The sequence below is a fragment of the Gordonia sp. SGD-V-85 genome (assembly GCF_001456905.1).
Taxonomy (GTDB): domain Bacteria; phylum Actinomycetota; class Actinomycetes; order Mycobacteriales; family Mycobacteriaceae; genus Gordonia; species Gordonia hongkongensis.
This window is the reverse complement of sequence record NZ_LNQO01000004.1, coordinates 45,588-66,430: the sequence shown is the minus strand read 5'-3', so window position 1 is coordinate 66,430 and position 20,843 is coordinate 45,588. Positions and strand designations below refer to the sequence as shown.

The following is a 20,843-nucleotide window of genomic DNA, read 5'->3' as shown; positions in this document are numbered from 1 at the left end:
GACGTTCGCGCAGCACCTTCGCACCCGGGCCACACCCGGGACCGCACCTGTCCCTTGACAACTCAACAGTGTCACCCCAGCGGCAACCGCCCGTACGAGACCGGAACTCGTCGTCGTGGGTGGAAGGCGACTGCCGAGCGCCGAATGAGGGCCCGGACCTGGGCCAGTGCTGCCGGGTGTTCCAAACTGCCGGGGACGGTGGTCGACTGTGCCTCAGGCGAACTGGCGGCACGTCCAAGCGGGGGCGGCAACGTCGGCGTGGCAACGGTCGTCCCGTCACGCACGCTTCGAATTACGGTGACCGGGCTGCGCCGAACCGCGGTCAGCGAGGTGCGGCGGGTCTCAGCCGGGCAGCGACCAGTACGCGAGCATCGGCTCCTCGGTGAGCACGGCGCCGCCGTCGACGATGGTGAGACTTGTCGGCGAGACGAGGTAACGCACCGAGCCGTTGCGCGCCTCGAAGGTGTCGCCGGTGCGGGTCGGGAACTGGAGTTCGATCCCGCCCTCGGGTGCGGCGCCCTTGTAGTACAAGCGGCCCGTCTGGGTGCCCACCTGGCAGATCACCACGCGCGACCGGGCGGTCTGTCCGACGGCCACGGCGGGGTCGTCGGCGGCGTTGCAGCGGGGACCGCTGGTGAATCCCTGCCAGTCCGCGCCGGCGACGGTGGAGGTCGGCCGGACCGCGGGCGGCGTCGTCGTGGTGGTGGTCGCGGTGGTGGGGGTCGTCGTCTCCGCGGGGCGGGTGACGGTACTCGTGAAGGTCGACGCCGACGGTTGTCCGCCGTCCGCGCTGTCGCGGTCCGCGGACTCGTCGTCCGCGGGGATCAGGAGCAGCGCCGCGAGGACGCCCACCACCACCAGCAGCACGCCCGCGCCGATCGCCACCAGCACCGCCGGCGACGACCACGGGGACCGCGGCGGGCCAGGTGGCACCGGGCCCTGCGGGTAACCGCCCGACGGATAGCCACCCTGGGGATAGCCGCTTGGACCGCTCGGTGGATAGGTCATCTCGCTCCTTCGGTTCGGCCGGCCGCGGTTCCGTTCGGTCCTACAGTTCGCCGATGATCCGGGCCAACAGCTCGCCCATCCGGGTTGCCGACGCGCGGCCGACCTCCAGGACCTCTGCGTGGCTCAGGTGTTCGCCGGTCATGCCGGCCGCGAGGTTGGTGACCAGGGAGATGCCGAGCACATCGAGTCCGGCGGCGCGCGCCGCGATGGTCTCGTGCACGGTCGACATCCCGACCAGGTCCGCACCCATCGTCCGCAGCATCCGGATCTCGGCGGGGGTCTCGTAGTGCGGGCCGGGGAGCCCGGCGTAGACCCCCTCGGCGAGGCCCGGGTCGATGCCGCGCGCGATCTGTCGCAGCCGCGGTGAATAGGCATCGACCAGGTCGACGAACTGGGCGCCGACCAACGGGGAGCGGGCCGTGAGATTCAGATGATCCGAGATGAGCACGGGTTGCCCGACCGACATGTCCTCGCGCAGACCGCCCGCCGCGTTGGTGAGCACGACGGTGTGGACACCGGCCGCGGCTGCGGTGCGGACCGGGTGGACCACGCGAGCGAGGTCGTGGCCCTCGTAGGCGTGAATACGTCCCAGCATCAACAGGACTCGTCGATCACCGATCCGCACGGAGTGGACCACGCCGCCGTGGCCGGCGGCCTTGGGCGGGACGAATCCCGGGATCGACGCCATCGGCAACGAGCGGATGGGCCGCCCGAAGGCGTCGGCGGCGGGTGACCATCCCGACCCGAGGATCACGGCCACATCGTGTGTAGCGGCGTCGGTCTCGGCAGCGATCGTGGCCGCGGCGACGATGGCCGCGGCGTCGGGGTCGGCGGTGGGCTCCATGCGCCAACCCTAAACCGTTCCCAGGCCCACACGGCCGCTCGTCGCAGCGCGCCGACCGATCGGGTCGGTGGCGACGAGACCGGGAGCGATAAGGTCGGGACATGCCATTTCTGAACGGTGACGGGGAGGTCGTCGAGCTCCATCTCGGAGCGCGCGGTGAGGAGATCAGCGAGTCCAATCCGGAGAACCGCTTCCGGACCGACTGGTTGGACGAGGTCGATGCACTGCTGGACCAGGTGGTCGCCGACCCGACACGACCGCTGGTGATCACCGCCACCGGGAAGTTCTTCTCCAACGGCCTGGACACCGACCACATCTTCGCCGCTCCCGACCAGCTGCCCGGTTACCTCGACCGCGTGCACGCCCTGTACGCGAAGGTGCTCACCCTGCCCGTCCCGACGGTCAGCGCCGTCAACGGACACGCCTTCGGCGCCGGAGCGATGCTCGCGTTGTGCGCCGACCACGTCCTGATGCGCACCGAACGCGGCTTCTGGTCGCTGCCCGAAGCCGCTCTCACCATGCCGTTCACCCGTGGGATGGCCACGTTGCTGCGCACCCGACTGACCGATCGCACCGCCACCGAGGCGATGTACACCAGCAGGCGGTACGGCGCCGACGACGCGGTGCGTGCGGGAATCGTCGACGAGGCCGTCGACGCCGAGCACCTCGTGAAGCGGGCCACCGAGATCGCGGCCGCCCGCTCCGCGACCGCCGGACCCAACCTGGCGCTGATCAAGCGCGGACTCCGTGGCCCCCTGCTCGACGACCTCGCACGTCAGACCCCGCCCGGAGTCTTCTGATGTCGGCCGCGGGAGCGGACTTCGCCGCGGCGGACGATCCCATCGACGCCTGGCTCGCCGAGCACGGCGGCGATCTCATCGCGTGGCGCCGGCAGATCCATGCGCATCCGGAACTGTCCCGGCAAGAGGTCCGCACCACCGAGCTGGTGATGAGCGAGCTCACCGCTGCCGGACTCACCCCGCGCCGGCTGCCGCTGGGCACCGGAGTGGTGTGCGACCTCGGTCCCGCCGGTGAGCCCCGCATCGCGCTGCGCGCGGACATGGATGCCCTGCCGGTGACCGAACACACCGGCCTGCCGTTCACCTCGGCGGTGGAGGGCGCGTCGCACTCGTGCGGTCACGACGCGCACACGGCCATCCTGATCGGCGTCGCGAAGCTCCTCGCCGCGGCCGAACCACTTCCGGTCGGCGTGCGTCTGATCTTCCAGGCCGCCGAGGAGGTCATGCCCGGCGGAGCCCTCGACGCCATCGAGGCGGGCGTCACCACCGGTCTCGGCCGCATCTTCGCCTTGCACTGCGACCCTCGCCTGCCGGTCGGCACGGTCGGCCTGCGGTCCGGCCCGTTGACGTCCGCGGCCGACCACATCGATCTGCAACTGCACTCGGCCGGCGGGCACACGTCGCGGCCGCACCTCACCGGGGATCTCATCTACGCGATGGGCACGGTGATCACCGGCCTGCCCGGGGTGCTGTCGCGACGGATCGACCCGCGTTCGGGCACGGTGATGGTGTGGGGCGCGGCGAATGCCGGCAGCGCCGCCAACGCCATCCCGCAGGAGGGTCGCATGCGCGGCACGGTCCGCACCGGCGATCACGCCACCTGGGCCCAGCTCGAGCCGCTGGTCCGCAGCGTCGTCGGCGAGCTGCTGGCACCGCTCGGCGTCCGTTACGACCTCTCGTACTTCCGCGGGGTGCCGCCGGTCGTCAACGACGAGGTCGCGGTCGGGATGTTCGAACGGTCGGTCGCCGCGATCGGGCCCAACGCGATCGCGGACACCCCGCAGTCACCCGGCGGCGAGGATTTCTCCTGGTATCTCGAACACGTGCCGGGAGCGATGGCCCGCCTCGGCGTGTGGGACGGATTCGGACCGCAGGTCGATCTGCACGCGCCCAACTTCGATCTCGACGAACGTGCCCTCGCCATCGGTGTGCGCGCGCTCGCCGGGATCGTGCTGAACGCGACCAGCGCCGCCGGCTAGGACACCTCGTTCTATTCCGCGGGCCCCGGTCCGGGTCCGACATTGCGCGACTCGCGCAACCGGAGGTCCTGCACATACTCCGCGGGTGCGCCGGCGATCTCCGCCGCCTCGGCCATGACGCCGAGGTAGCGCGCCGAGGGCAACCCGCCCTCGAAGGCGTCGAGGACGTACAACCAGGCCAGTACCGGGCCGTCGGCGGTGTCGACGCGGGCGCGGATCTTGCGGTGGATGCCGAGCTCGGAACCCTCCCACCGGTCGAGCAGATCCTCGTCCTCGGTGGTGACGTCGTAGAGAACCACGAACACCCGGGCGTCGGGGTCGTCGCGGTCCTCGGTGACCGTGGCCAGGGACCCCTCCCACCCGATGTCGCCGCCGCCGAACGTCAGACGCCAGCCGCGGAGCCATCCGGTGCCCGACATCGGGGAGTGCGGCGCGCGCTCGGCCATCTGCTCGGGATGCATGTTGGATCCATAGGCGGCGTAGATGGGCACGGATGGAGCCTAGATGGTCTCCGCCGAGTCCGGAAGGCGACACCGTGGCCCGGCCCCGGTGTGCGACCACGTTCACAACGACGGACCCGCCCGACTAGTTTGGTAGGCGGCGCGAACGGGGTCGACCGTCTCGCGCGACCCGAGGAGCGTGTCACCCCGCGTTCCCGTCGAGCCACGACACACAGCCGGGCGCAGCTTCCCCACGAAGGACGCGGCGAGCCGGCGTGGAGAACAGGAGTCACAGTGACCAGGATCGTCATCATCGGCGGCGGACCCGCGGGTTACGAGGCGGCGCTCGCGGCGGCCGCCTACGGGGCCGACATCACGGTGATCGATTCGGACGGGATCGGCGGTGCCTGCGTGTTGTGGGACTGCGTCCCGTCCAAGACGTTCATCGCGTCCACCGGCATCCGCACCGAGGTCCGTCGCGCCGTCGATCTGGGTATCAACATCAAGACCGACGACACCTCCGTCACATTGCCGCAGATCCACCAGCGGGTCCGCGACCTCGCGTTCGCCCAGTCCGCGGACATCCGCTCACGACTCATCAGCGAAGGCGTGACGCTTGTTTCCGGTACCGCAGTTCTCGACGAGCGGCAGGTCGGCGTCTCGACGCATACCGTCGTCGCGACGCTCGCCGACGGAACCACCGAACGCTACGACGGCGATGTGGTCCTGCTGGCGACCGGCGCGTCGCCCCGCGTGCTGCCCGACGCCCAGCCCGACGGCGAGCGCATCCTCACCTGGCGTCAGCTCTACGACCTCGAGGAGCTGCCCGAACACCTCGTCGTCATCGGTTCCGGCGTCACCGGCGCCGAGTTCGTCCACGCCTACACCGAACTGGGCGTCAAGGTGACGCTCGTGTCGAGCCGCGACCGGGTCCTCCCGCACGAGGACGAGGACGCCGCGCTGGTGCTCGAGGACGCACTCGCCGAACGCGGCGTCGAGCTGGTCAAGCACGCCCGCGCCGACAAGGTCGAGCGGCACGGCGATTCGGTCACCGCGCATCTGGCCGACGGCTCGACCGTGACCGGCAGTCACGTGCTGATGACCGTCGGTTCGGTCCCCAACACCACCGATCTCGGACTCGATCGTGCCGGGGTCGCGGTCGGCAAGGGCGGTTACATCGAGGTCGACCGGGTGTCCCGCACGTCGGTCGCGGGGATCTATGCGGCCGGCGACTGCACCGGGCTGTTCCCGCTGGCATCGGTGGCCGCCATGCAGGGCCGCATCGCGATGTACCACGCACTCGGCGAGGGCGTGAGCCCGATCAAGCTGAAAACCGTTGCGTCCGCGATCTTCACGCGTCCGGAGATCGCCACGGTGGGGGTGTCGCAGAACGCCATCGACACCGGTGAGTACCCGGCGCGCACCGTGATGCTGCCGTTGGCCACCAACCCGCGCGCCAAGATGAGCGGTCTGCGCCGGGGCTTCGTGAAGATCTTCTGCCGGCCGGCCACCGGTGTGGTCATCGGCGGTGTCGTGGTGGCGCCGAACGCCTCCGAACTGATCCTGCCCATCGCCCTCGCGGTGCAGAACAAGCTCACCGTCGGTGATCTGGCCCAGACGTTCTCGGTGTACCCGTCGCTGACCGGGTCCATCACCGAGGCGGCGCGGCAGCTGGTTCGGCACGACGACCTGGACTGAGCGCCGCCCGCCCGCTGTGCACAGCCGGTGCCGGTGTGCGCCGCCGGGTGCGTCGTCACGGTAGGGTCGGACGAATTCGTTCGTCCCGGCCGGCGACCAAGGGGGTGTCGTGAGCTCGCCGCAGCAGTCCTACAACACCTACGGCAGTCGCAATGACCGCGCGTTCGCTCGCGGTCGCACGCAGTGGGCGGGCATGAGCATCGACGAGATCCTCGACGTCCTGAGCACGATGGAACCCGGTCGTGCCGGCGGTGACGTCAACACGATCCTGCAGGCGATCGAGTCCGTCCGGCGCGCGGCCGAACGGATGCACGCGATGTTCGGCGACGGCATGCTCGGTCAGGCTTCCGACGCGGCGCTGGAGGCGGGCCGGTCGCTGTCGGCCGATCTGGCGACGACCTCGGAGACCGCCGGTCAGATCGGGGATGCGCTGGCCGGCGCGACGGGCATCCTCGGGTCGGCTCGCGGGCAGGAGGGACGGTTGCGTGAGCTACAGCAGCACATCCGTGACAATCCCGAGGACGCGCCGGCGGTCCGGCACGAGGTCGACCGGGCGATGACGGGCGCCTACTCCTCGCCGATGATCGGGCTGCAGCGCTCCCTGCCGAACGACCCGTCCGGGGCGAACGGGGTGACCGCAGGACTCGGCGGCGGGCCGACCGCAGGCGGTTCCGGGGCCGCGGGCTCCGGGCCGGACGCTCCCCGCGGTCAGGCCGCCAACACCGTCGACGCCGGCGACTTCGGGCGTGCCACTCCGACTGCCGGGCCGGTGCCGGTCGCTGCGGGCGGTCCACCGCCCGGTGGCGGCGGACCCGGTGCGTCGTCGACGCCGCCAGGGCCTGCGGGTCCGGGCGGCGGACCATCCGGTCGTGGCAACACCGACGGCCCCGACGGGTTGGTGCGTGGTGGTCGGGCGACGCCCGAGTCGACGACCCGCGGCGCCGCGGCTCCGGGAACGCGCCGGTCGGAGGGCGCCGACGGGATCGGCGAGAACAGCGGATCCGGTTCCGGTGCCGGTGCGCCGGCGAGTGGAGGCGCCGGGGTCCCGGTCGCGATGCCCGCTCCCGGCTTGCTCCCACCCGCATCGGCGCCGACGCCGACCCCGGGCGCCGGCGGCTCACCGACGCCGGCGACCCCCGCCACCGCCGGGCCGGTTGCCCAGCGCCCGACGGGGATGCCGCTCGCCGGGGCACCGGGCGGCGGACGGCGGCCCGGCGCCGACGACGACAGCCACCGGGCCGCGCCGTATCTGCACACACGGGAACACGGCGCGCAGCTCGTCGGCGACATGCCGCTCGTCGGTCCGCCCGTCATCGGCGACTGGATCCGGCAGGCCTCCCCGGCGGTCGACGACGCCGCGCCGGCCGGGCCGGATCAGGCCTTGTCCCTGCGGCCCGCGGCACCCGGCGACGCCGTCTCCCGGACCCCCGTCGACGGTGCGGCGCAGGAGGTCTCGGACGACACCGATGCACCGTCGGGCGGTTCGGCCACGTCGAAACCGGAGACCGTGTGAACGCCGGGCTGAAGCGTGTCGACCGGTTACCGGGCGGCGTCGCCCGCCTCGTCGACTCGGTGCCCGACGAAGACCTCACGGCGTGTCTGCACCTGATCGTCGCGACCGTCCTGGACGTCACGGCGGTCTCGACGCCCGAGATCCGGGAGGCGATCAGTCAGTGGCGGCGGCAGGGCGGTGCGTCGACGGCCGGCATCGCACGTCTGCGGCTCGTCGCGGCACAGCACGACTTCGACGCCTTCGCGCATCAGCGTCGTGGCGACGTGGACGCCCAGCGCGACAGCTTCCGCCGCGCCCGCGCCGTCGACTGCCTGGTGACCGCGATGTCGACGCCCGCCGCTGGTGAGTCGCTGCGCGATGCGCTCCGCGAATCGGCCTATGAGGCCGCCGCGGCGCTCGGCGGCACCGCCGGTGTGGTCGCCATCCTCGCCGACCACGTGATGTGAGACGGCGGCGCCGTCGCGCCGGTCAGGTCAGGCCGAAGCTGTGCTCGACGGCTCGGTTCCATCCCGCGTAGAGGCGGTCGCGGTCGTCGGCGGCCATCACAGGCTCCCACCGGCGGTCTTCGGCCCAGTTGGCGCGGATGTCGTCCTCACTCTCCCAGAAACCGACGGCCAGGCCGGCCGCATAGGCCGCGCCCAGAGCGGTCGTCTCGTTCACGACCGGCCGCACGACGGGTACGTCGAGGATGTCGGCCTGGAACTGCATGAGCAGTTCGTTCACGACCATTCCGCCGTCGACCTTGAGCGTCGACAGTTCGACCCCGGAGTCGGCCTGCATCGCCTCGATGACCTCCCGCGTCTGAAAGGCGCTGGCTTCCAGTGCGGCTCGGGCGATGTGGCACTTGTCGGCGAACCGGGTGAGACCCACGATGACGCCGCGGGCATCGGGGCGCCAGCGCGGCGCGAAGAGTCCGGAGAACGCCGGCACGAAGTAGACGCCGCCGTTGTCGTCGGCCCCGGCCGCCAGTTTCTCGACGTCAGATGCCTGCGGGATCAGGCCGAGGTTGTCACGCAGCCACTGGATGAGCGAACCGGTCACCGCGATCGAACCCTCGAGCGCATAGCGGGCCGGCTCGTCGCCGATGCGGTAGCAGACGGTGGTGAGCAGTCCGTGCTCACTGAAGACCGGCTCGGTACCGGTGTTGAGAAGCAGGAAGTTCCCGGTGCCGTAGGTGTTCTTGGCCTCGCCGGGGTCCAGGCAGGCCTGGCCGAACGTCGCTGCCTGCTGGTCCCCGAGGATGCCCGCCAGCGGCACGCCCGGTAGCGGTCCGTTGCCGCGAAGGGCGCCGAAATCGCCCGAGGAGCTGCGGATCTCGGGCAGCATGGCCATCGGGATGCCCATCTCGGCGCAGATGTCGGGATCCCACTGCTGAGTCCGGAGGTCCATGAGCATCGTCCGCGAGGCGTTCGTGACGTCGGTGACGTGCTGGCCGCCGTCGACGCCGCCGGTCATGTTCCACGCCATCCAGGAATCCATGGTGCCGAAGCACAATTCACCGTTCTCGGCGCGTTCTCGGAGGCCGTCCACGGAGTCGAGCAGCCAGCGGGCCTTGGGGCCGGCGAAGTAGGTCGACAACGGCAGGCCGGAGCGATCGCGGAACCGGTCCATGCCGACATCTCCGGCGAGCTCGGTGCACAGATCATCGGTTCGCGTGTCCTGCCACACGATGGCGTTGTGCACCGGCTTGCCGGTGTCGCGCTCCCAGATCACGGTGGTCTCGCGCTGATTGGTTAGGCCGCAGGCGACGATGTCCTTCGCGGTCAGTTCGGCCGACGCGAGGGCAGCGGCGCCGACGCGCCGGGTGTTACGCCAGATCTCGGCGGCGTCGTGCTCGACCCAGCCCGCGCGCGGGAAGATCTGTTCGTGTTCGAGCTGCTCGACGCCGACGACGCGCCCCTTGTGATCGAAGATCATCGCCCGGGTCGAGGTGGTGCCCTGGTCGATCGCCGCCACGTATTTGCCTGACCTACCCACGCCGGACAGTGTCGCACGCTGTCCGACTCGCCGAGATCAATTAGGCTCGGCAACCATGAACACCGAGTTCAACCCGGACCGGCCGGCCGACATGGGGCCCCTCTACCGCGCCGAGGCGTGGCGGAGATTCGGGGAGGAGCAGTTCGACGTCGTGGTCATCGGCGGCGGCGTGGTGGGCGTCGGCGCCGCACTCGACGCGGCGACGCGCGGCCTGCGGGTGGCGCTCGTGGAGGCGCGCGACATCGCCTCGGGCACATCGAGCAGGTCGTCGAAGATGTTCCACGGCGGCCTCCGCTATCTCGAGCAGCTCGAATTCGGCCTCGTGCGTGAGGCTCTACGCGAACGCGAGTTGTCGCTACGGTTCCTCGCGCCACATCTGGTCAAGCCGTTGCCGTTCCTGTATCCCCTCACGCAACGGGTGTGGGAGCGGCCGTATGTCGGAGCCGGCATCTTCCTCTACGACCGGATGGGCGGCGCCAAGTCCGTTCCCGGACAGCGTCATGTCACCCGATCGGGTGCCCTGCGCGTGGCGCCGGCACTCAAGCGCAGCTCGCTCATCGGCGGGATCCGGTACTACGACACCGTCGTCGACGACGCGCGGCACAGCCTCACGGTCGCCCGCACAGCGGCCAATTACGGTGCGGTCATCCGGACCTCGACCCAGGTCACCGGATTCCTGCGCGAATCCGACCGGGTGCTCGGAGTCCGGGTGCGCGACACCGAGAACGGCGATGTGACCGAGATCCGTGCCCATTGCGTGATCAACGCCGCGGGGGTGTGGACCGACGAGGTGCAGGCACTGTCCAAGCAGCGCGGGCATTTCAAGGTCCGGGCCTCCAAGGGCGTGCACATCGTGGTGCCGCGCGACCGGATCGTCAGCGAGACCGCGATCATCCTGCGCACCGCCAACTCGGTGCTGTTCGTCATCCCGTGGGAGACGCACTGGATCATCGGCACCACCGACACCGACTGGAACCTCGACCTCGCGCATCCGGCCGCCACCCGCGCCGACATCGACTACATCCTCGAACGCGTCAACGAGGTCCTGGTCACCAAGCTCAACCACGACGACATCGAAGGCGTCTACGCCGGCCTCCGGCCGCTGTTGGCCGGGGAGGACGACGAGACCTCGAAGCTGTCGCGCGAGCACGCGGTCGCGACCGTTGCACCCGGTCTCGTGTCGATCGCGGGCGGCAAGTACACCACCTACCGGGTGATGGCCGCCGACGCCGTGGACGCCTGCAACGACTTCATCCCCACCCGCGTCGCGCCGTCGATCACCGAACGGGTCCCGCTGCTCGGCGCCGACGGCTACTTCGCGCTCATCAACCAGTGCGAACACCTGGGGCAGCGTTTCGGCTTGCACCCGTACCGCATTAGGCGGTTGCTCAACCGGTACGGCTCACTCATCGACGACGTGCTCTACTACGCCGATGGCGACAAGAGCCTGCTGCAACCGCTGGCCGCGGCGCCGCAGTATCTGCGCGTGGAGGTGGTGTACGCCGCGGTCGACGAGGCGGCGCTGCACCTCGAGGACGTCCTCGCCCGGCGGACCCGCATCGCCATCGAATACTCCCATCGTGGCGTCGACTGCGCCGACGAGGTCGCCGACCTGCTGGCGCCCCTCCTCGGCTGGACCACCGAGCAACGCGACTTCGAGGTGGCGACCTACGTCGCGCGCGTGGAGGCCGAGGTGGCCTCGCAGCAGCAACCCGACGACGACTCCGCCGACGCCCTGCGCGCCGCGGCCCCCGAGGCCCGGGCCGAGATCCTGGAGCCGGTGCCCGTTCCGAAATGACGGTGGCTCCGGTCGAGTCGGGACGTTGGCCTCTGTCTCCGCCCCCTGATGCCGCGGCACGATCGGGGTGGGGGAAGAAGGAGACGAGATCATGGTCGACGAATCGGTACGGGTACTCACCACCGACCAGGCCTGGGACCTGTTGGGAGGAACCGAGCTCGGTCGGATCGCATTGGCCGTCAACGGTCAACCCGACATCTTCCCGGTGAACTTCCATGCGCACGACGGCCGCATCCTGCTGCGGTCCGGCGAGGGCACGAAATTGTCGGAGCTGGCTGTGAATTCCCGGGTGGCGTTCGAGGCCGACGGACACACCGAGACCGACGGGTGGAGTGTCGTTGCCAAGGGGACGGCGCGGATCCTGGTGTCGCTCCACGAGATCGAGGCGGCCGACCAGCTGCCGCTGCGCCCGTGGATCGCCACGATGAAGTACAACTACGTGGAGATCGCGGTCGACTCGATCACCGCCCGCCGCTTCGAGTTCGGGCCCGAACCGGAGCGCTACCCCGTGTGAGGGGGCCTCGGTCGGATCACACCTGGCACCGTGGACACCAGTAGACGGATCGTTCGCCGCCGGGGGATTCGAGTTCGCCCCGCTTCACCGGGGTGGCGCAGCGCCGGCACAGCCGCCCGTGGCGTCCATAGACCCACATCCGCGCATTCGGCGACGTGTTGCCCGTGGTGGTACGGGCCGACCGCATCCGGTTCGCCCACAGCAGGCGTCGGCTGAGGTCCACGACCGGCCCGAGGTCGACCTCGCCGACCGGCCGGGTCGGCAGGACTCGCCGCAGGAAACAGATCTCGCTGCGGAAGACGTTGCCGATTCCCGCGATCAGCCGCTGGTCGAGCAAGGCCGCACCGATCGTCGCGTCCGGGTCGGAACCGAGGCGTCGGATCGCCTCCTCCCGATCGAAGTCGTCGGCGAGCAGGTCGGGGCCGAGGTAGGCGAGCGCGGCGTCGGGGTCGGCGAGCAGTTCCAGTACGCCGAGGTCGAAACCGACCGCCTCATGGTCGGCGGTGCGCAAGACGACGCGGGCCTGGTAGGCCGGGCGGCGCCACCGTTGCCCCCGCGGGTGCACGTGCCAGGCGCCCTCCATCTTCAGATGCGAGTGGATGCTCAGGGTGTCGCCGACACCCGGACCGCTCTCGGCGACGTCGATCAGCAGGTGCTTGCCCACCGATCGCACCGCGAGGACCTCGCGTCCGGAGAGGTCCGCGGTGGCCAGCGACGGGATGCGGAAGTCCGACGACTCGAGCACCCGTCCCGCGAGCCCCGCCCGCAGTCGTGCGGCGGCGGCGAAGACGGTGTCGCCCTCAGGCATGGTCCGCCTCAGGCATGATCACCGAAACGCAGCCGGATGCCGCGCGGGGTCGTCGAGAATCCCGCTTCGACGAGCACCTTGCCGAAGTCGGTGGCGCGCACGGGTTCCGAGTCGATGTGGTCGATCGTCAGACGTGCGATCCGGCCCTTCCGGACCAGTGCGACCAGCGCGCCCGCGGCCGACTCCAGCCGCGGGATCGAGTCGCTGAACGTCAGCAGCGTCTTGCCGCCGCGTTCGACGAAACACACCACGTCACCGTCGACGATCACCACGAGCGCCCCCGGTTTGCGGCCCGGGCGGTGACCGGCCTCGGTGTCGCGAGACGCCGGCCACTCGAGCGCCGCCCCGTAGGGATTGGCCGGGTCCGTCGCGGCCAGCACGGTCGCCTCGCGGGGCGCTTTGCGATCGGGCAGCGCATGCCGGCGCAATTCGTCGACCGTGGCCGGCGAGGCGAACTGCGCCCCGCCGAGGCCGTCGACGTAGTAACCGCGACGAACATGACCGTTGTCCTCGAAGACGGTGAGCGCCTTGTAGACCCGCGCGAAGCCGCCGGTCACCTCCTCCGAGACGACGCTGCCGCGCGTGATCACGCCGTATCGGGTGAGCAACTGATCGCAGAGGCCCTGTGTGGCGATGGTCGGCTCGGTGGACGGGTGGTCGAGGGCGAACCAGCGGCCACTCGCCGTCGGCGACACCGGGGGAGCGACGGAGTGTTCGGTGAGGTACCGGGCCGACAGGCGGCCGGCCCGGAGCCGGGGTGCGCGTCCGCGTGCCCGATGCGCGGGCGCCGAGCGCGGTGCGGACGGGCTGCGCCGCGGTTGCAGCAGGGCGCGGACGGGCGCGAAGCTGTCGTTGCTGACCCGCCCCGCCCACACGAGGTCCCACAGGGCGGTCTCGATGTCGGCGGCCGGCGTGGTGGTGCCGGTGCCGATGTCGGCGGCGATCTGTGGAAACCGCAGGGCACCACCGGGTTCGAGTGCGGCCGTGACCCCGTCGTGCACCGGGGTGGTGTCGATCTCGTCGGCGTCGGGCAGCGTCAGGACGGCGACGTCCGCGGGATGCAGAGCCACCCAGCCGTCGGAGTTCCCGATGCGGCCGTGTCCGGACCAGATGACCTCACCGGCGCTGAGCAGTTCGTCGAGCATCGGCGCCGCGTAATCGGACACCCGGGCCGGCAGTACGAGGGACTCCCACGCGGACGCCGGCAACGGGAACCCGGCCAGCTGGTCGATGACCGTCGCCACTCCGTCGACACCCCGGAGCTGGGTGCCCGACGACGCGTGCTGCCAGTCGAGGAGGAATCGGGTGAGGACGTCGGTACCGACGGGAGCCACCTCGGCGCGGCTCGCCGCCAGGGAACCGCGTCGGATCTGACCCAGCACGTCGCTGTGGCACCACTGGCCCTCGCGAGGTGTGGCCTCGCCGCTCTCCGGCAGGAAATCACCCTCGACGACGCGTCGCTCCGATGCGAGACGGTTGAGGGTGTCGCGCACGACCCCGGTCGCGATACCCAGAGCCGCGGAGGCCTCGGGCACGGTGAACGGGCCATGGGTGCGGGCGTACCGGCCGATGAGGTCTCCGACGGGGTCGGGCACCTCCTCGAGATAGGCCGCCGGGATGCCGAGAGGTGCGGGCACTCCGAGGGCGTCACGGAGGCGGGCGGTGTCGTCGATGGCCGCCCACAGCGCACGTGCGTTGTGGTTGACCGAGATGATCTGCCCGACCCGGTGCAACTCGGTGAGCAGGTCGGCGGCCGGCTCGTCGCCGCGATACCGGGCCGCGACCTCCTCGGTGGTGAGCGGGCCCAGCCATCGCAGCAGGTCGACGATGTCCTCGGCGTCGCGCGCCTGACGCTCGGGGGACAGGCGTTGGAGCCGGGCGATCACGTCGGCGATGACCGCCGGATCGAGGAGCTCGCGCAGGTCGACGCGCCCGAGCAACTGGGCCAGCAGGCTGGTGTCGAGGGAGAGTGCGGCCGCGCGGCGCTCGGCGAGCGGCGCGTCGTCGGCGTACATGAAGGCTCCCACGTACCCGAACAGCAGCGACGCGGCGAAGGGAGACGGGCTCTGGGTCTCGGTCTCCACCACCCGGATCCGGCGCGTGCGGATGCGGGTCAGCAGATCGAGCAGGGCGGGGAGGTCGTAGACGTCCTGCAGGCATTCGCGGACGGCTTCGAGCACGATCGGGAAGTCGGGGAATTTGGATGCGACGGAGAGCAGTTGGGCGCTGCGCTGGCGCTGTTGCCACAACGGGGCGCGCCGGCCCGGATCTCGGCGCGGCAAGAGCAGGGCGCGGGCGGCGCATTCGCGGAAACGGGACGCGAACATCGACGAGTCGGCCAGACCGTCGGTCACGAGTTGCTCGACCTCGTCGGGGTCGAGGAGGAACACATCGGCTCCGGGAGGGGCGTCGTCGGTGTCGGGCATCCGCAGGATGATGCCGTCGTCGGAGGCGGTGGTGGCGCCCTCGATGCCGAGGGTCTCCAGCAGGCGCTGCGAGATGGCACTGGCCCAGGGGGCGTGTACACGTAAGCCGTAGGGGGAGTGGAGGATCACCCGCCAGTCGCCGAGCTCGTCGCGGAACCTCTCGACGACCAGCGTGCGGTCGGTGGGCAGGTGCCCGGTCGCCTCGCGCTGCTCGGCGATGAGTGTCGCGAGGTTGCTGCGGGCGTTGTCGGTGAGCCCGAGTCGGTCCGCCTGGTCGTCGAGCTTCCCGGGATCGGCGATCGACTGGGTGAAGGCGCCGATCGCGGCGCCCAGTTCGGCGGGGCGTCCGATCGCGTCACCGATCCAGAACGGCAACCGGCCCGGTTGACCGAACGCGGGGGAGACGAGTACGCGGTCGTGGGTGATGTCCTCGATCCGCCAACTGGTGGCGCCCAGCGCGAACACGTCGCCGACCCGGGACTCGTAGACCATCTCCTCGTCGAGTTCGCCTACGCGAGTGGCCTTCTCGCCGACCATGAACACGCCGAAGAGCCCGCGGTCGGGTATGGACCCGCCCGAGGTGACGGCGAGCCGCTGGGCGCCGCGCCGGCCGGTGATGACTCCGGCGTCGCGGTCCCAGTTCACCCGGGGGCGCAGTTCGGCGAACTCGTCGGACGGGAAGCGGCCCGCGACCAGGTCGAGGGTCGCGTCGAAGACGCCCCGGCCCAGTTCGCGGTAGGGAGCCGCGCGCCGGACGACCTCGTACCAGTGATCGACCTCGAGGTCGTCGACCGCGGCCGCCGCGATGGTCTGCTGGGCGAGGATGTCGAGCGGGTTCTGCGGGACCTTGATCTCCTCGATCGCGCCGTCGAGCATCCGGCCCACCGTCACCGTGCAGTGCAGCAGATCGGTGCGGTGCTTGGGGTAGAGGATGCCCTGGCTGATCTCGCCGACCTGGTGCCCGGCGCGGCCGATCCGCTGCAGTCCACTCGCCACCGACGGGGGGGACTCCACCTGGATGACGAGATCGACCGCACCCATGTCGATGCCGAGTTCGAGTGAGCTGGTGGCCACCACGCACGAGAGGCGGCCGGCCTTCAGGTCGTCCTCGATCTGGGCGCGCTGCTCCTTGCTGACCGAGCCGTGATGGGCGCGGGCGAGAACCGGCTCTGCGCCGGAGCTCGCGCCGCTGCCCATCACGAACGCCGGGGCGCCGCCCGCGACCGACGGATTGCCGGTCGGTTCGGCAGGCTCGCCGTGGCGCTCGGCGTGGATCTCGTTGAGCCGAGCGGTGAGTTTCTCGGCGAGGCGTCGGGAGTTGGCGAAGACGATCGTGGCGCGGTTCGCCTCGATCTGGTCGACGATCGAGGCCTCGACGTACGGCCACAACGAGCCGGCAGTCGGCGAGAACGCGTCGTCCAGCGCCGCGGGGTCGGCATCGGACACCGGCGGCGGGATGTTGGCCATGTCCTCGACGGGGACGTCGACGCGCAGGTCGAATGTCTTGTCGGCCTTGGGTTTGACCACCTGGCACGGCGCGGCGCCGGACAGGAACCCCGCGACCACCTCGGGCGGGCGGACCGTCGCCGAGAGGCCGATCCGCTGGGCGGGTTTGTCCAGCAGTTCGTCGAGGCGCTCGAGGGTCAGCGCGAGATGGGTACCTCGTTTGGTCGCGGCGACCGCGTGGACCTCGTCGACGATGATCGCCTCGACGCCGGTGAGACTTTCCCGCGCGGCCGAGGTGAGCATCAGGTACAGCGACTCGGGGGTGGTGATGAGGATGTCGGGTGGGGTTTTGACCAGCGCACGCCGATCGGCGGCGGAGGTGTCGCCCGACCGCACGCCCACGGTGATGTTGGGCTCCGGCAGGTTCAGTTCCTGGGCCGCCCGGGTGATGCCGGTCAGCGGTGCGCGCAGGTTGCGCTCGACGTCGACGGCCAGTGCCTTCAACGGCGAGATGTAGACGACCTTGGTGCCCGCGGGACGGTTGCCGGCGTCGGCGGCGAGCCGATCGAGAGCCCAGAGGAACGCGGCGAGGGTCTTCCCGGACCCGGTTGGTGCGATGACCAAGGTGTTCGCGCCGTCGGCGATGGAGGTCCAGGCGCCCTTCTGCGCAGCGGTGGGCGCGGTGAACGCACCCGAGAACCACCGCCGGGTGGGGGCGGTGAAGCGGTCGAGCACCGAGGGGCGGGGCATCTCTCCACTATGTCGCACGCGTACGACAGAACGCGGTATACAGTCTCCTCACGCCTGTACGGGGAATCCGGTGAGAGTCCGGAACGGTCGCGCCACTGTGAACGCAGCCCAGATCGACACGGTCGACGTGACGGGGCATGCGTGGGTCAGGATGCCGTGCCGGCGTGCACCACCCGTGAACTCTCCGACGCGAGATCGGCGAAAGGACCCACCATGACAGCTCCCCGTACCGAGGCGGCATCACCGGTCGCCCCGGCCCGTGCCCTGCCCGTACCGAACATCTCCGTCGCGAGCGCGGCGCTCTGGCTCAGCCTGACCGTGCTGCTCGCCGGGCTGGCGTACTACTTCCTCGGTTACGACCAGGGAGTCGTGTCGGTCTTCGGCTCCGACACCCACGTGCACGAGTTCGTGCACGACGCCCGCCATTTCCTCGGCTTCCCCTGCCACTGAGTCGACATGGAGAAGAAGTTCATCGGCGCCGGCCTGCTCGCAGGTCTGATCGCCGGCATCGTCTCGTTCGTGTTCGCGCGGTTCTACCTCGAACCCGTCGTGGGCAAGGCCATCGACTACGAGAGCGCCCGCTCGGCGGCCGAGGATGCCCTGGCCCATGCCGCCGAACCGGGTGGTCACACCCATGGTGAGGGCGGAGAGTTGTTCACCCGCGCGATGCAGGAGAACCTCGGCGCGGGGATCGGCAACGTCGTGTTCGCGGTGTGCATGGGCGCGTTCTTCGCGGTGGCGTTCACGGTCTTGTGGAGCCACGTCGGCAGCCGTCATCCGGCCACGGATCCCCGTGCGGTCGCCGGCGTGCTCGGCGGCATCGGTTTCGTCGCCGTCTTCGCCGTACCGTTCTTCGCCTTCCCGGCGAACCCACCCGCCGTCGGCGACGACGACACCATCGGCGAACGAACCGGTGCCTTCCTCACCATCACCGTGTCGTCGGTGATCCTCGCCATCGCGGCGGTGGTCCTGGCGTCGTGGTTGCGCCCGCGCATCGGTGGGTTGGTCTCGGCGGTCGCCGCCACGGTCGCTTATCTGGCCGGCATCGCGATCGTGCTCGCCGTCCTGCCGTCGTTCAGCGAGGTCCCCGGCCCGGTCCGCGACGACGCCGGACAGGTCGTGTTCCCGGGCTTCCCCGGTGACGTGATCGGGGATTTCCGGGTGTACGCGATCGCCAACCAGGTCATTCTGTGGACGGTTCTCACCGTCTCGTTCGCACTGATCGTGGGGGCGATGGCCCGGTCGCGGGCGACTGACCGCGCTCGCGCGGTCTCCGCGCCGAACTGAGGCGATCAACGCACGGCATGCAGATCATCACCGCCGGTCGCACCGGCCCCAACCGGTCGGTGCGATTCGGCGGTGACCCGGTTCTCGATCAGCGGGGTCGACGCGACGTGCTCGCTCTGAGCGCGTCGCTCACGCGCCCGATCGACATCTGCGGCCCGGAGGCGGCGACCCGCGACACCGCCGAGATACTCGGCGCGACACGCGGCCTCATCGTCGACGACGCGCTGCGGACGCTCGATGTCGGTGCGTGGTCGGGCCTGTCCCCGGAGGAGATCGACCTCGGCGGGTGGTTCACCGACCCGGAGGCCCGCCCGCACGGGGGTGAGAGTGTCGCGCAGTTCGTCGACCGAGTCCATGCCTGGCGTGCCGGGCAGGCCGAGCACGGCGATGGCTACGTGGTGGTCGCGATGCCGGTGGCGCAGGCCCTGCTGTGCGTCGATGCGGACGGGTTCTTCGCGCGGGAGGTGCGCCCGGCCACCCACTACACCTGCACCGATGCTCGGTAGGAACAGATCTGCGACGACGTACCTAGACATCGGCAGTGACTCCTGACACAGTTGGGGACGACAAAACTGAAACGTGTTCGCCCCTGCGCGGACACCGGTCTGGGAGTGTGACGATGTTCGAGTGGTCCGAAGAAGATCTGATGGTTCGGGACGCCCTGCGGGCGTTCATCGACAAGGAGATCCGGCCACATCTCGACGAACTCGAATCCGGCACGCTGCCGCCCTACGACATCACCCGCAAACTGCTGTCGAGCTTCGGTGTCGACGCGATGGCCAAGGACGCTCTCGAGAAGGAACTCGAGGCCGAGGCCAACGGGGAGAAGAAGAAGCCCTCAGGCGACGGCGGCGGTATGGGCGGCTCGATGTTCATGATGGTCAACATCGAACTGGCGGGGGTCTGTCTCGGTCTCGTCGCATCCCTGGGCGTGAGCATGGGCCTGACCGCCTCGACCATCCGCGGCAAGGGCACGCTCGCCCAGAAGAAGCGGTGGCTGCCCGAACTGGTCACGATGGAGAAGGTCGGCGCCTGGGCGATCACCGAACCCGACTCCGGATCGGACGCGCTGGGCGGTATGAAGACGACGGTCCGTCGCGATGGTGACGACTACATCCTCAACGGACAGAAGACCTTCATCACCAATGGCCCCTACGCCGACACCATCGTCGTGTTCGCCAAGCTCGACGACGGCAGCGGCACCCCGATGCGGGACCGTAAGGTCCTGTCGTTCGTCCTCGACAAGGGGATGCCGGGACTGACCCAGGGCAAGCCGTTCAAGAAGATGGGCATGATGAGTTCGCCGACGGGCGAGCTGTTCTTCGACAACGTGCGCGTCGGCAAGGACCGCCTGCTCGGCGAGACCGAGGACACCGGTTCGGACGCGCGCGGATCCGAAGGCGCCAAGGCCGGTTTCACCGCGGAGCGGGTCGGGATCGCGGCCCTGTCGCTGGGCATCATCAACGAGGCGCAACGGCTTTCGATCGACTACGCGAAGAACCGCAAGCTGTGGGGCCAGGAGATCGCACAGTTCCAGCTCATCCAGCTCAAGCTGGCCGAGATGGAGGTCGCGCGCATCAACGTCCAGAACATGCTCTTCAGTGCCCTCGAGCGGGGCAAGGCGGGCAAGCCGCTGAGCTTGTCCGAGGCGTCGGCGATGAAGCTCTACTCGTCGAAGGCGGCCACCGACGTCGCGATGGAGGCGGTGCAGTTGTTCGGCGGCAACGGTTACATGGCCGAGTATCGCGTGGAGCAGCTTGCGCGCGACGCCAAGTCGCTGATGATCTACGCCGGCAGCAACGAGATCCAGGTGACCCACGTCGCCAAGGGGCTGCTGCGGGGCTGACGAACAGGCCCGGTCGTGTCGGACCATGCCGACACGATCGGGCCGGGTTCAGGCGACCTCGCCGGCCCGGACCTCGACCGTCTGCGGCGTGGTGCCGGGCGTCGGCGACACGAGCGTCAGGTGGTCCGGCTGTGCCAGGAAGTCCTCGATGTCGCGTCGAGCCGCCTTCTCGATCAGCAACGGCACGAAGAGCCTGACCTTGCAGTCGGCGAATCGTCCGTAGACGGCGTGCACACGTGCGTCGATGTCGTCGACAGCCATAACCGGAAACCGTGCGATCAGGCGACGAATCACCTGTTCGACTTCGAGCATCTCCTCAACCCGAGCCATTGGGACATTCTGCGGGAAAACCTTTGCGGCTGCAGGCTCATCGGGGAAACGACTGGTCACGATCGAGCATGCGACGGTGTGCTCCGTACCTGCCACGACAATTGCGCGTCCTCTTCGTCGGTTACCGCGCGGATGCCTCGGACGTGGCACAGAATGACC

The 20,843-nt window shown here is 70.0% G+C and carries 18 protein-coding genes and 1 riboswitch; of the genes, 11 read left to right on the top strand and 7 right to left on the bottom strand.

The window, feature by feature from the left end; genetic code table 11:
- Window positions 1-342: 342 nt before the first annotated feature.
- Both AS181_RS05770 and AS181_RS05765 read right to left on the bottom strand, forming a co-directional pair.
- A complete protein-coding gene (locus AS181_RS05770; RefSeq protein WP_058250651.1) occupies window positions 343-1,008 on the bottom strand; it encodes a hypothetical protein in 666 nt (221 codons plus the stop codon).
- 40 nt (window positions 1,009-1,048) lie between these two features.
- Window positions 1,049-1,852, bottom strand: coding sequence for a purine-nucleoside phosphorylase (locus AS181_RS05765; RefSeq protein WP_058250650.1), 804 nt, complete (start codon window positions 1,850-1,852; stop codon window positions 1,049-1,051).
- A gap of 101 nt (window positions 1,853-1,953) precedes the next feature.
- On the opposite strand from AS181_RS05765, the gene AS181_RS05760 reads away from it, so the two are divergent.
- Both AS181_RS05760 and AS181_RS05755 read left to right on the top strand, forming a co-directional pair.
- Window positions 1,954-2,652, top strand: a complete 699-nt coding sequence (locus AS181_RS05760; RefSeq protein ID WP_058250649.1) for an enoyl-CoA hydratase/isomerase family protein — start codon at window positions 1,954-1,956, stop codon at window positions 2,650-2,652.
- Window positions 2,652-3,851: an amidohydrolase gene (locus AS181_RS05755; RefSeq protein WP_058250648.1), complete on the top strand. Its 1,200-nt coding sequence runs from the start codon at window positions 2,652-2,654 to the stop codon at window positions 3,849-3,851. Before AS181_RS05760 ends, AS181_RS05755 begins: the two co-directional genes overlap by 1 nt.
- Window positions 3,852-3,862: 11 nt before the next feature.
- Here AS181_RS05755 and AS181_RS05750 read toward each other — a convergent pair whose 3' ends face one another.
- The gene (locus tag AS181_RS05750) at window positions 3,863-4,342 is read right to left on the bottom strand and encodes a gamma-glutamylcyclotransferase (RefSeq protein ID WP_004021668.1); all 480 of its coding nucleotides are present in this window, start codon (window positions 4,340-4,342) and stop codon (window positions 3,863-3,865) included.
- Between the two features lie 243 nt (window positions 4,343-4,585).
- Between AS181_RS05750 and AS181_RS05745 the strand changes: the two genes are divergently transcribed.
- The 3 genes from AS181_RS05745 to AS181_RS05735 all read left to right on the top strand — a co-directional run bounded on the left by AS181_RS05745 (window position 4,586) and on the right by AS181_RS05735 (window position 7,948).
- Window positions 4,586-5,989, top strand: a complete 1,404-nt coding sequence (locus AS181_RS05745) for an NAD(P)H-quinone dehydrogenase (RefSeq protein WP_058250647.1) — start codon at window positions 4,586-4,588, stop codon at window positions 5,987-5,989.
- Window positions 5,990-6,098: 109 nt separating this feature from the next.
- A complete protein-coding gene (locus AS181_RS05740; protein ID WP_058250646.1) occupies window positions 6,099-7,502 on the top strand; it encodes a hypothetical protein in 1,404 nt (467 codons plus the stop codon).
- The gene (locus AS181_RS05735) at window positions 7,499-7,948 is read left to right on the top strand and encodes a hypothetical protein (protein ID WP_231742301.1); all 450 of its coding nucleotides are present in this window, start codon (window positions 7,499-7,501) and stop codon (window positions 7,946-7,948) included. The genes AS181_RS05740 and AS181_RS05735 overlap by 4 nt, the downstream gene beginning before the upstream one ends.
- A 22-nt stretch (window positions 7,949-7,970) precedes the next feature.
- On the opposite strand, the gene glpK is transcribed toward AS181_RS05735, so the two are convergent.
- Window positions 7,971-9,458: a glycerol kinase GlpK gene (glpK, locus tag AS181_RS05730; protein WP_058250645.1), complete on the bottom strand. Its 1,488-nt coding sequence runs from the start codon at window positions 9,456-9,458 to the stop codon at window positions 7,971-7,973.
- Between the two features lie 76 nt (window positions 9,459-9,534).
- On the opposite strand from glpK, the gene glpD reads away from it, so the two are divergent.
- Window positions 9,535-11,277 (top strand): glycerol-3-phosphate dehydrogenase, encoded by a 1,743-nt coding sequence (glpD, locus tag AS181_RS05725; RefSeq protein WP_058250644.1) that lies wholly within the window; start codon window positions 9,535-9,537, stop codon window positions 11,275-11,277.
- Window positions 11,278-11,368: 91 nt separating this feature from the next.
- Window positions 11,369-11,791 (top strand): pyridoxamine 5'-phosphate oxidase family protein, encoded by a 423-nt coding sequence (locus AS181_RS05720; RefSeq protein WP_058250643.1) that lies wholly within the window; start codon window positions 11,369-11,371, stop codon window positions 11,789-11,791.
- Window positions 11,792-11,807: 16 nt separating this feature from the next.
- Here the strand turns inward: AS181_RS05720 and AS181_RS05715 are convergent, their stop codons facing one another.
- Both AS181_RS05715 and AS181_RS05710 read right to left on the bottom strand, forming a co-directional pair.
- Entirely contained in the window at window positions 11,808-12,599 is a 792-nt protein-coding gene (locus tag AS181_RS05715; RefSeq protein ID WP_058250642.1) for a DNA-formamidopyrimidine glycosylase family protein, read from the bottom strand.
- Window positions 12,600-12,607: 8 nt separating this feature from the next.
- The gene (locus AS181_RS05710) at window positions 12,608-17,221 is read right to left on the bottom strand and encodes an ATP-dependent helicase (protein ID WP_058250641.1); all 4,614 of its coding nucleotides are present in this window, start codon (window positions 17,219-17,221) and stop codon (window positions 12,608-12,610) included.
- A 61-nt stretch (window positions 17,222-17,282) separates the two neighbouring features.
- Window positions 17,283-17,377: riboswitch (cobalamin riboswitch) on the top strand.
- A 57-nt stretch (window positions 17,378-17,434) separates the two neighbouring features.
- On the opposite strand from AS181_RS05710, the gene AS181_RS05705 reads away from it, so the two are divergent.
- The 4 genes from AS181_RS05705 to AS181_RS05690 all read left to right on the top strand — a co-directional run bounded on the left by AS181_RS05705 (window position 17,435) and on the right by AS181_RS05690 (window position 20,354).
- Window positions 17,435-17,671, top strand: coding sequence for a CbtB domain-containing protein (locus AS181_RS05705; protein WP_058250870.1), 237 nt, complete (start codon window positions 17,435-17,437; stop codon window positions 17,669-17,671).
- Between the two features lie 6 nt (window positions 17,672-17,677).
- Entirely contained in the window at window positions 17,678-18,508 is an 831-nt protein-coding gene (locus AS181_RS05700) for a CbtA family protein (RefSeq protein ID WP_058250640.1), read from the top strand.
- A gap of 17 nt (window positions 18,509-18,525) precedes the next feature.
- Window positions 18,526-19,014: a histidine phosphatase family protein gene (locus AS181_RS05695; RefSeq protein ID WP_058250639.1), complete on the top strand. Its 489-nt coding sequence runs from the start codon at window positions 18,526-18,528 to the stop codon at window positions 19,012-19,014.
- A gap of 113 nt (window positions 19,015-19,127) precedes the next feature.
- Window positions 19,128-20,354, top strand: coding sequence for an acyl-CoA dehydrogenase family protein (locus AS181_RS05690; protein WP_058250638.1), 1,227 nt, complete (start codon window positions 19,128-19,130; stop codon window positions 20,352-20,354).
- 48 nt (window positions 20,355-20,402) lie between these two features.
- On the opposite strand, the gene AS181_RS25115 is transcribed toward AS181_RS05690, so the two are convergent.
- Window positions 20,403-20,780 (bottom strand): three-helix bundle dimerization domain-containing protein, encoded by a 378-nt coding sequence (locus AS181_RS25115; protein ID WP_175404279.1) that lies wholly within the window; start codon window positions 20,778-20,780, stop codon window positions 20,403-20,405.
- Window positions 20,781-20,843 lie beyond the last annotated feature (63 nt).